This window comes from Kitasatospora sp. NPDC051705, from assembly GCF_044453265.1.
In the GTDB taxonomy this organism is placed as follows: domain Bacteria; phylum Actinomycetota; class Actinomycetes; order Streptomycetales; family Streptomycetaceae; genus Kitasatospora.
In genome coordinates, this window is the sequence record NZ_JBITCO010000014.1 from 184665 (window position 1) to 191383 (window position 6719).

Here is a 6719-nt window from a genome sequence, read left to right on the forward strand (position 1 = left end):
CTCCTTCCGGGTGGTTCCTCGCCCCCTCCAGCAATGGACAAGTTTCAACTATTCCGCACCGGCGAGGGCGCCGGCGCGGGTGGCACCGAGCAGGGCCCGGGGCCGGGCTCAGGCCCGTCCGCAGAGCCCCCGCCGCCCAGCGCCCGGGAGACCGCCGCGTCCAGGTCGAGCCGGGCGCCGGCCTCGTAGCAGTCCTGGTACTCCTGCTCGGTGAGCCCGGCCCTGGCGCGCTCCGCGCACTCCTGGTGCGGGCCGAAGAAGGACCGCGAGCCCAGGAACGGCAGGCCGACCGTGCGCCAGATCCGGTGCGCCGCGCCCTGCAGCACCCGGGCCTCGCGCAGGTCCCCCGGTTCCCCCGGGCCGCCGGGCTCGGTCTCCAGCAGCGCCAGCAGGTCGATCGCCAGCACGATGCCCAGCAGGTCGTGGAACAGGTGGTTCAGCCGGACGCTCTCCCGGGCCAGCGCACGGGCCGAGCGGACGGCTCCGTCCATCCAGTGCGAGTACGCCATCGCGTACAGCACGTAGGCGTACGCCCACTGCTCGCCGTGCTCCTCGCACAGTTCGCGGGCCTGCCCGAACCACAGCTCGCCGCTCTCCACGTCCCCCTGGAACAGGTAGGCGACGCCCAGCTCGAACATGGCCATCACGACGTTGCTGTTCAGCTCGCCGATCGTCCGGTAGTGCCAGAGCGCCTCCTCGAACAGCTCGGCGGCGCGGTCCGGTTCGTCGCCGATCAGGGCCGCGCAGCCCTGCCGGTGGACGGCGTAGGCGAGCGCCCGGTCGTCGCCGGTGTCCAGGGCCTGGCGGCGGCACTCCTCCAGGGCCGGGCGGGCGGTCGCCAGGTCGCCCTGCAGGGTGGCCATGTAGCCCGTGACCCAGAGGGCCTTGGCGCGGGCCTCGGTGGGTTCGCGGTCCAGGGCGAGCGCGCGGTCCAGCCAGTGCCGGCCCTCGCCGAGGTGGCCGCAGCCGACCCAGTAGAACCAGAGCGTGCCGGCCAGCAGCAGGGCGATCTGCTCCTCGCCGGGCTCGGCCAGGCAGAACTCCAGCGCCGCGCGCAGGTTGGTGTGGGCGAGTTCGGTGCGCTCGGCGGTCTCGGCCTGCCGGGGGCCGAACCACTCGACCTCGCCCCAGGTGGCCACCCCCAGGTACCAGTCCCGGTGGCGGCGCAGCAGCCGCTGCTCCTCGCCGGCGGCGCGCAGCCAGTGCGAGCCGTAGTCGCGCAGGGTGTCCAGCAGCCGGAAGCGGACGCCGAAGCTGCTCTCCTCGCGCAGGACCACGGACTTGGCGACCAGCTCGTCCAGCAGGTCGAGGACGTCCTCGGCGTCCAGGCCGTCCCCGGCGCAGAGGTACTCGGCGGCGTCCAGGTCGAAGCTGCCGGCGAAGACCGAGAGGCGGGCCCAGAGTAAACGTTCCTGCGCCGTGCAGAGCTCGTGACTCCAGCCGATCGTCGTCCGCAGCGTCTGATGCCGGGGCAGAGCCGTCCGGGAGCCCCCGGTGAGCAGCCGGAACCGGTCGTCCAGCCGGGCGGTGATCTGCTCCACCGACAGCGCCCGCAGCCGCCCGGCCGCCAGCTCCACGGCCAGCGGGATGCCGTCCAGCCGCCGGCAGAGCAGCCCCACCGCCTCCGCGTTGGCCGCCGTCACCTCGAAGGACGGCAGCACCGCCCGGGCCCGGTCGGCGAACAGCCGCACCGCGTCCGGCAGCGCGTCCGACCCCACCCGGCCGACCGGCAGCGGCCCCACCGGCAGCGGGGCCAGCGTGTGCAGGTGCTCGCCGCAGGCCCGCAGCGGAGCCCGGCTGGTCGCCAGCACCCGCACGCCCGGCAGCCCCCGCAGCAGCGCCTCCGTCAGCTCCGCGCACGCCGCCACCAGGTGCTCGCAGCCGTCCAGCACCAGCAGCAGGCGCCGGCCGGCCAGCCGCTCGGTGAGGACGTCCATCGGCGGGCGGGCGGTGCCGTCGGTCAGCCGCAGCGCCTCCAGCACGGCGTGGCCGAGCAGCAGCGGGTCCTGCACCGGGGCCACCTCCACCAGCCAGGTGCCGTCCGGGAAGGCGCCGGCCGCCCGGGCCGCGGCCCGCAGCGCCAGCCGGCTCTTGCCCACCCCGCCCGGGCCCGTGACGGTCACCAGCCGGGCGCCCGCCAGCAGCCTCGCCAGCTCCGTCAGCTCCCGCCGCCGCCCGACGAAGCCCGTCACCTCGGCCGGCAGCCGGCCGGGCTCCGGCTCGCGCGGCCACACCCCGGGCTCCCCGGGTTGTGCTCTCCAGTCGCCGGCCAAGCGGTGCTCCCCGTGGTCCCGGCCCGGACCCTCGCGGTCCGGGCCTGCGTCGGGCCGTACGGGCGACGGCCCGCCTGGCAGAACGAGGTGACCGGCCGGTGGGTTACGCGCGGGTTCGCACACCCGACCGGATCGGCGGGCCGGCGTCCCCCGCGGCGGCGGGCGCCGACCCGGTCCGGAAACCGGGCCCGGGCGCGATAGGGTTCCGTTCTGGAGAACAGCAAGGCGAGGGAGCGCGCAAAGGTGTCCGTGGGAGAGCTGGCCGGATTGCTCGTCGCCGTGTTCTGGGCGGTCCTGGTCACCCTGCTCGCCGTGGTGCTGGTCCGCCTCTCGCGGGTGCTGAAGGAGGCCGCCGTCCTGGTCTCCGCGGTCACCGAACAGGCCGTCCCGCTGCTGACCGAGGCCGGTGCCGCCGTGCGCAGCGCCAACGAGCAGCTGGAGCGGGTCGACGAGATCACCGCCAACGTGCAGGACGCCGCCGCCAACGCCAACGCCCTCTCCTCCACCGTCGCCGCCACCCTCGGCGGGCCGCTGGTGAAGGTCGCGGCCTTCAGCTACGGCGTCCGCAAGGCCGTCGCCAAGCAGCAGGGCGGCCAGCCGTCCGTGCCGCTGCAGGGCGGCGAGCGCGAGGAGCTGGCCCGGCTGGTCCGGGCCGAGGTGCGCGCCGCGACGGCGCCCAGGAACGGCCTGCTCTCGCGGGTCCGGCGCGCGGTGAGGGGCTGACGGCATGGTGCGACGCGTCTTCTGGATGGCGGTCGGTGCCGGTGCCACCGTCTGGGCCATGAACAAGGCCAACGAGGCCGTGCAGCGGCTCACCCCGGACAACCTCTCGGGCACCGCGGCCCGCGGTGCGCTGCACCTGGGCGACCTGGCCAAGCAGTTCGCCCAGGACGTGCGGGCCGGCATGGCCGAGCGCGAGGAGCAGCTGCGCGACGACCTCGGACTCCACGGCACCGCCGTCGTCGAGCCCCGGCGCCGCCGAGCGCTCCGGGGCGAGCCGCAGTACCGAGCTATCTCGGCGGCGCCCGGCAGCCCGGCCGCCGCCCTGCCTCCGTCCAGCAGTGCCCGCAAGACCCCCCAAGCCATGGAAGAAACGCCCCGCCGCGCCCTGCCGCCGCGGGGCGGCACCCCGAACCGGAAGGACCACTAATGGAGTCGGCTGAGATCCGCCGCCGCTGGCTGCGCTTCTTCGAGGAGCGCGGCCACACCGTCGTTCCGTCGGCGTCCCTGGTCGCCGACGACCCCACCCTGCTGCTCGTCAACGCCGGCATGGTGCCGTTCAAGCCCTACTTCCTGGGCGAGGTCAAGCCGCAGTTCTCGCGCGCCACCAGCGTCCAGAAGTGCGTGCGCACCCTGGACATCGAGGAGGTCGGGAAGACCACCCGGCACGGCTCCTTCTTCCAGATGTGCGGCAACTTCTCCTTCGGCGACTACTTCAAGGAAGGAGCCATCAAGTTCGCGTGGGACCTGCTCACCACCCCCGTCGCGGACGGTGGCTACGGCCTGGAGAAGGAGAAGCTCTGGATCACCGTCTACAAGGACGACGACGAGGCCGAGCAGATCTGGCGTGACGTCATCGGCGTGCCCGCCGAACGGATCCAGCGCCTCGGCATGAAGGACAACTTCTGGTCGATGGGCGTCCCCGGCCCGTGCGGCCCGTGCTCGGAGATCAACTACGACCGCGGCCCCGCGTACGGCGAGGAGGGCGGCCCGGCCGTCAACGGCGAGCGCTACCTGGAGATCTGGAACCTGGTCTTCATGCAGTACGAGCGCGGCCACGGCGACGGCAAGGACGGCTTCGAGATCCTCGGCGACCTGCCGAGCAAGAACATCGACACCGGCCTCGGCCTGGAGCGCCTCGCCGCCATCCTGCAGGACGTCGACAACCTCTTCGAGATCGACACCAGCCGGATGATCCTCGACCGCGCCGCCGAGCTCACCGGCCACACCTACGGCGCCGACCACAAGTCGGACGTCTCGCTGCGCGTCGTCACCGACCACATCCGCACCGGCCTGATGCTCGTCGGCGACGGCGTCACCCCCGGCAACGAGGGCCGCGGCTACGTGCTGCGCCGCATCCTGCGCCGCGCCATCCGCAACATGCGCCTGCTCGGTGCCACCGGCCCGGTCGCCAAGGACCTGATCGACACCGCGATCAAGGCGATGGCCCCGCAGTACCCGGAGCTGGAGGCCGACCGCAAGCGCATCGAGACGGTCGTCGTCGGTGAGGAGGCGGCCTTCCTGCAGACCCTGAAGGCCGGCACCAGCCTGCTGGACGCCGCGGTCACCGAGACCCGGCAGGCCGGCGGCGCCGTCCTCTCCGGCGACCAGGCCTTCAAGCTGCACGACACCTACGGCTTCCCGATCGACCTCACCCTGGAGATGGCCGAGGAGCAGGGCCTCCAGGTCGACGAGGCCGGCTTCCGGCGCCTGATGCAGGAGCAGCGGGACCGCGCCAAGGCGGACGCCAAGGCGAAGAAGATGGGCCACGCCGACGTCGCCGCGTACCGCGAGGTCGCCGACACCTCCGGCGCCAGCGTCTTCACCGGCTACACCCTCACCGAGGGCGAGGCCACCGTGGTCGGCCTGCTGGTGGACGGCGTCCCGGCGCCGGCCGCCTCCGAGGGCGACGAGGTCGAGATCATCCTCGACCGCACCCCCTTCTACGCCGAGGGCGGCGGCCAGCTCGCCGACCACGGCCGGATCCGGCTGGAGTCCGGCGCGGTGGTGGAGATCCGCGACGTGCAGCAGCCCGTCCCGGGCGTCGTGGTGCACTCCGGCGGCGTGCTGTTCGGCGAGGTCGTGCTCGGCGCCTCGGCGTACGCCACGATCGACGTCGAGCGCCGCCGGGCGATCGCCCGCGCCCACTCGGCCACCCACCTGACCCACCAGGCGCTGCGCGACGCGCTCGGCCCGACGGCCGCCCAGGCCGGCTCCGAGAACGCCCCCGGCCGCTTCCGCTTCGACTTCGGCTCGCCCGCCGCCGTCCCCGGCAGCGTGCTGGTCGACGTCGAGCAGAAGATCAACGACGTGCTGGGCCGCGAGCTCGACGTCACCGCCGAGGTCATGACGATGGACCAGGCCCGCAAGGCCGGCGCCATCGCGATGTTCGGCGAGAAGTACGGCGACGAGGTCCGCGTCGTCACCATCGGCGACTTCTCCAAGGAGCTGTGCGGTGGCACGCACGTCGGCAACACCGCCCAGCTGGGCCTGGTGAAGCTGCTCGGCGAGTCCTCGATCGGCTCCGGCGTGCGCCGGGTGGAGGCGCTGGTCGGCGTCGACGCGTACAAGTTCCTGGCCCGTGAGCACACCGTGGTCGCCCAGCTCACCGAGCTGGTCAAGGGCCGCCCGGAGGAGCTGCCGGAGAAGATCTCCGGCATGCTCGCCAAGCTCAAGGACGCCGAGAAGGAGATCGAGCGCTTCCGTGCCGAGAAGGTGCTGGCCGCCGCGGCGGGCCTGGCCGACTCGGCCGAGGACGTGCACGGCATCGCCGTGGTCGCCGCTCAGGTCGCCGACGGCGTCGGCGCCGACGAGCTGCGCAAGCTCGTCCTGGACGTGCGCGGCCGCCTCGGCGCGCGCCCGGCCGTGGTCGCCGCGTTCACCGTCGCCAACGACCGGCCGCTGACCGTGATCGCCACCAACGAGGACGCCCGCGGCCGCGGCATCAAGGCCGGCGAGCTGGTCCGCGTCGCCGCCAAGACCCTCGGCGGCGGCGGTGGCGGCAAGGACGACGTCGCCCAGGGCGGCGGCTCGAACCCGGCCGCCGTCGGCGAGGCCGTCGCCGCGGTGCGCGCCCTGGTCGCGGAGCGCGCCTCCTGATGGAGTTCGAGGAGAGGCCCTTCCGGCGCGGGCGGCGGATCGCCGTCGACGTCGGTGACGCCCGGATCGGGGTCGCGTCCTGCGACCCCGACGGGGTGCTCGCCACACCCGTGGAGACCGTCCCGGCCGGAGTGAAGTCGCAGGCCAGGATCGCCGCCATCGTCGAGGAGTACGACGCGATGGAGGTGATCGTCGGGCTGCCCCGCTCGCTGAGCGGCAAGGAGGGCCCGGCGGCGGAGAAGGTCCGGGCGTACGCGGCGCGGCTGGCCAACCGGCTCTACCCGGTGCCCGTCCGGCTGGTCGACGAGCGGATGTCGACCGTCACCGCCACCCACGGGTTGCGCGCCTCGGGCGTCAAGGCGAAGAAGGGCCGCTCGGTCGTCGACCAGGCCGCCGCGGTGGTGATCCTGCAGACCGCCCTTGAGTCCGAACGGGTGAGCGGACGCCCGCCCGGTGAGAGCGTCGAGGCGGCGGGCTGACCGGCCTGTTCTAACGTCCCGGTGAGGGGTGCGGGGGGGCGCCGCCCCCCCGGCCCCCCCCGGGGGTTTAGGGAGCCCCGAGGGGTCGGGGGGCCAGAACGACCAGGAATAACACCCCGGGGGCACCCCCCGCCCCCAGGGTGGGCCC

Annotated in this window: 5 protein-coding genes; 4 read left to right on the plus strand and 1 reads right to left on the minus strand. The window is 74.0% G+C overall.

The window, feature by feature from the left end:
- Window positions 1–44: 44 nt before the first annotated feature.
- Complete coding sequence (locus ACIA8Q_RS20070) at window positions 45–2234, minus strand: regulator (RefSeq protein ID WP_363365738.1); 2190 nt, start codon at window positions 2232–2234, stop codon at window positions 45–47.
- A gap of 282 nt (window positions 2235–2516) precedes the next feature.
- Here ACIA8Q_RS20070 and ACIA8Q_RS20075 point away from each other — a divergent pair, with 282 nt between their 5' ends.
- The 4 genes from ACIA8Q_RS20075 to ruvX are packed head-to-tail and all read left to right on the plus strand — an operon-like array spanning window position 2517 to window position 6571.
- A complete protein-coding gene (locus ACIA8Q_RS20075) occupies window positions 2517–2996 on the plus strand; it encodes a DUF948 domain-containing protein (protein WP_360208918.1) in 480 nt (159 codons plus the stop codon).
- A gap of 4 nt (window positions 2997–3000) precedes the next feature.
- Window positions 3001–3423: a DUF6167 family protein gene (locus tag ACIA8Q_RS20080; protein ID WP_387905923.1), complete on the plus strand. Its 423-nt coding sequence runs from the start codon at window positions 3001–3003 to the stop codon at window positions 3421–3423.
- Window positions 3423–6092 carry an alanine--tRNA ligase gene (gene alaS / locus ACIA8Q_RS20085; RefSeq protein WP_360208923.1) on the plus strand — a complete coding sequence of 890 codons (2670 nt, stop codon included), beginning with the start codon at window positions 3423–3425 and terminating at the stop codon, window positions 6090–6092. Before ACIA8Q_RS20080 ends, alaS begins: the two co-directional genes overlap by 1 nt.
- Complete coding sequence (ruvX, locus tag ACIA8Q_RS20090; RefSeq protein WP_387905929.1) at window positions 6092–6571, plus strand: Holliday junction resolvase RuvX; 480 nt, start codon at window positions 6092–6094, stop codon at window positions 6569–6571. Before alaS ends, ruvX begins: the two co-directional genes overlap by 1 nt.
- Window positions 6572–6719 lie beyond the last annotated feature (148 nt).